Here is a 2,658-nt window from a genome sequence, read left to right on the forward strand (position 1 = left end):
GCGCTGGCGGGGGAGGGTGGGGCGATGGCGTACGACGCGCTGGCCACCCTGCTGGAGCGCCAGGGCCGGGCCCCGGATGCGCTCGCGCTCCTGCGGGACGCTGTCGCGAAGGCGCCCAGGAACCAGGACCTGCAGTACGCCCTGGGCATCCTGCTGGAGCGCCAGGGCGACGTGGCGGGGGCGCTCTCCCGCATGCGGGCGGTGCTCGCGCTGAAGCCGGACCACTCCGCGGCGATGAACTTCATGGGCTACGTGCTGGCGCAGCGGGGCAGGGATCTGGACGAGGCGGAGCGGCTGGTGCGCCGCGCGCTGGCGCTGCGGCCCGATAGCGCCGCCTACGTGGACTCGCTGGGGTGGGTGCACTTCCAGCGCGGCGAAGCCAGGAAGGCCGTGGAGGTGCTGGAGCGCGCGGTGGACCTGTCCCCGGACGACCCCGCCATCCTGGAGCACCTGGGGGATGCCTACCTCAAGGCGGGCCGCGCCCCGGAGGCCACCCGGGTCTGGAAGCGCGCGCTGGAGGTGCTGACGCTGGAGCCGGAGGCCGCCGAGCCCGCGGATCAGCGCACCTCCCTGGAGCGCAAGTTGAAGGCGCTACCCTCGACGGCGCAGGGCCGCTAAGGTCCCGGGCTCATGGCCCGCCACGACGAAGGCTTCTTCACCGGGAAGGACACCACCCGGCTGTTCTGGACGCTGGACCTGCCGGACTCCGCCCCCCGCGCGCACGTCGCCATCGTCCACGGCTACGGCGACCACATCGGCCGCTACCGGCCCGTCATCGACGCGCTGGTGCGGGACGGCTTCGCCGTGCACGGCTTCGACTACCGGGGCCACGGCCGCGCGGACGGCCGGCGCGCCTACGCCGCGAAGTGGACGGAGTTCCTCGACGACCTGGACGGCTTCTGGCAGCGCGTGCGCAAGGCCGCGGGCACGGAGAAGATCTTCCTGCTCGCCCACAGCCACGGCGGCCTGATGGCCGCGCACGCCCTGGCCGGGAGGCTGGAGGGCCTCTCCGGCGCCATCCTCTCCGCGCCCTACCTCAAGCTGGCCATCACCCCGCCGGCCGCGAAGGTCATGGCCGCGCGCATGGTGGGCACGGTGGTGCCGTGGATGAAGGTCCCCTCGGGCCTGGCCCCGGAGATGCTCAGCACCGACCCGGAAATCCAGAAGGCAGTCACCGCGGACCCGCTGTACGTCCCCTTCGCCACGCCCCGCTGGTTCGTGGAGTCCACGGCCGCCCAGGCGCAGACGCTCGCGCTGGCGCCGAAGATTCAAGTGCCGCTGTTCGTGCTGTGCGGCCAGGAGGACGGGGTGGCGCTGCCGGCGGCGGCGCGGGCCTTCTTCGAGGCGGCGGGGACGGCGGACAAGAAGTTCAAGGAGTACCCCGGCATGCGGCACGAGCCGCTCAACGAGCGGGACCGCGCGACGGTGTTCCAGGACATCTCCGGCTGGATCTCCGCGCATCTCTGACATAATCAGGTCGCCCCGCTTCCACTGGAGCGGGCGCTGGCGAGGATCACCTCATGGCACAGGGTGAAACGGGCATCATTGGCAAGGGCATCGTCATCAGGGGCAACCTCACGGGCGGAGGGGACCTGGTCATCGAAGGGCGTGTGGAGGGGCAGATCGCCCTCAAGAACCACCTCACCATCGAAGGCACCGGCAAGGTCCAGGCGGACATCCGCGCCGAGGAACTGACCATCAACGGCGAGGCAAGCGGCAACATCGACGCTTCCACGCGCGTGGCCATCAACGCCTCGGCGAAGGTGGCGGGCGACATCAAGGCCCCGCGGGTCATCATCGAGGACGGCGCCGTGTTCAACGGCTCCATCGAGATGGACGTGAAGTTGCCGGACGACATCTAGCATCCACCGGGGTCCGTCCCACGGTCCCCCCAGGCGCACAGCTTCGAGCAAGGCGGACAACACTCATGGCGAATACGGTCATTGGTTCGAGCATCGTCATCGACGGAGAGATTTCCGGTGACGAGGTCCTGGTCATCCAGGGCACCGTGAAGGGGAAGATCTCCCTCAAGGAGAGCCTCTACGTGGAGGGCTCGGGCGTCGTCGAGGCGGACATCGAGACGCAGAACGTGGAGATCGCCGGCCGCGTGACGGGCAACATCGTCGCCAGCGACAAGGTCGAGCTGAAGACGGACTGCCGCGTGGTGGGCGACATCAAGGCGCCGCGCATCCTCATCGCCGACGGTGCCTCCTTCAAGGGCAACGTCGACATGGACATGAAGGAGCGCTGATCCGTGGCCACCGCCAAGGAGCTTGCAGGCAACACCGTCGACAACACCGTGGTGGGGCCCTCCATCCTCATCAGCGGTCGGCTCACGGGTGACGAGGACCTCACGGTCCGCGGTCGCGTCGAGGGTGAGCTCACCCTCAGCCGCACCCTCATCGTGGAGCCGTCCGGCGTGGTGAAGGCCAACGTGGCGGTGAAGAACGCCATCGTCAGCGGCGTGGTGGTGGGCAACATCAACGCCACCGAGAGCGTGGAGCTCACCCACGAGGGCCGCATGGTGGGCGACATCCGCGCCCCCCGCGTCATCATCGTGGACGGCGCCAGCTTCCGCGGCCGCGTGGACATGGGCGACGTGGAGCCGGGCCGTCTGCCGGCCGAGCGCCCCGCTGTCACGCGTCCCCAGGCCGTGAC

4 protein-coding genes and 1 pseudogene are annotated in these 2,658 nt (G+C 70.1%); all 5 read left to right on the top strand.

What is annotated here, in order from left to right:
• The coding region (locus D7W79_RS41085; RefSeq protein WP_120530629.1) for a tetratricopeptide repeat protein at window positions 1-618 on the top strand (618 nt) is incomplete at its 5' end.
• 12 nt (window positions 619-630) lie between these two features.
• Window positions 631-1,467 carry an alpha/beta hydrolase gene (locus tag D7W79_RS41090; RefSeq protein WP_120530630.1) on the top strand — a complete coding sequence of 279 codons (837 nt, stop codon included), beginning with the start codon at window positions 631-633 and terminating at the stop codon, window positions 1,465-1,467.
• A gap of 53 nt (window positions 1,468-1,520) precedes the next feature.
• Window positions 1,521-1,862 (top strand): bactofilin BacN, encoded by a 342-nt coding sequence (gene bacN / locus D7W79_RS41095; RefSeq protein WP_014397642.1) that lies wholly within the window; start codon window positions 1,521-1,523, stop codon window positions 1,860-1,862.
• Between the two features lie 65 nt (window positions 1,863-1,927).
• Window positions 1,928-2,251 (top strand): bactofilin family protein, encoded by a 324-nt coding sequence (locus tag D7W79_RS41100; RefSeq protein WP_120530631.1) that lies wholly within the window; start codon window positions 1,928-1,930, stop codon window positions 2,249-2,251.
• A 3-nt stretch (window positions 2,252-2,254) separates the two neighbouring features.
• Window positions 2,255-2,658: pseudogene (bacP, locus tag D7W79_RS41105) on the top strand (bactofilin BacP); the annotation flags it as partial.

Origin of the sequence: Corallococcus exercitus (assembly GCF_003611585.1) — a bacterium.
Lineage (GTDB): Bacteria > Myxococcota > Myxococcia > Myxococcales > Myxococcaceae > Corallococcus > Corallococcus exercitus.

What these genes read in the sequence shown, in the direction of transcription:
- D7W79_RS41090 (WP_120530630.1), top strand. Translation starts at nt 631, where the DNA reads ATGGCCCGCCACGACGAAGGCTTCTTCACCGGGAAGGACACCACCCGG.
- bacN (WP_014397642.1), top strand. Translation starts at nt 1,521, where the DNA reads ATGGCACAGGGTGAAACGGGCATCATTGGCAAGGGCATCGTCATCAGG.
- D7W79_RS41100 (WP_120530631.1), top strand. Translation starts at nt 1,928, where the DNA reads ATGGCGAATACGGTCATTGGTTCGAGCATCGTCATCGACGGAGAGATT.